At 65.8% G+C, this 585-nt stretch carries 1 protein-coding gene; it reads left to right on the top strand.

The genetic code is table 11. From position 1 onward, the window contains the following. Nucleotides 1-585: beta-ketoacyl synthase N-terminal-like domain-containing protein (locus EOA49_RS32335; protein WP_281058477.1), on the top strand; the 585-nt coding region annotated here is incomplete at both ends.

The following is a 585-nucleotide window of genomic DNA, read 5'->3' as shown; positions in this document are numbered from 1 at the left end:
ACGACATCGATCGCAAGCAGCTCGTCTCCATGGCCCGCTTCAGCTTGCTCGCCGTGCTTGCAGCGCGCGAAGCCATGCGGCAGGCCGGACTTTCCTGCGACGAAGGGAATGCCCATCGCTTCGGCGCTACAGTGGGCGTCGGCGGCTTGGGCTGGGATGTAATGGAGGAAACTTACCGGGCCCTCCTTTTGGACGGCGCGAGGCGAGTTGGCATCCTCGCTGTACCCAAAACGATGCCAAGCGCCGCCGCCGGCCAGGTGAGCTTGCGCCTCGGCTTGCGCGGGCCGGTGTTCGGGGTGAACTCCGCATGTGCCTCGGCCAACCATGCGATCGCCTCGGCGGTGGATCAGATCAAGCTGGGCCGGGCCGACGTAATGGTTTCCGGCGGCAGCGACGCGCCGTTCGCATGGGGCGTGCTGAAAGCATGGGAAGCAATGCGCGTGCTTTCACCCGATACATGCCGGCCCTTCTCCGCCGATAGGAAGGGCCTGGTGCTGGGCGAGGGTGCGGGCATGGCCGTGCTGGAAAGCTACGAGCATGCCACGAGGCGTGGTGCCACAATTCTTGCCGAGATCGCCGGCGTCG

The organism is Mesorhizobium sp. M1A.F.Ca.IN.020.04.1.1, assembly GCF_003997315.1.
GTDB lineage: Bacteria > Pseudomonadota > Alphaproteobacteria > Rhizobiales > Rhizobiaceae > Mesorhizobium.
The sequence above is the reverse complement of the archived record's forward strand: the minus strand, read 5'-3'. Positions and strand labels throughout refer to the sequence as shown.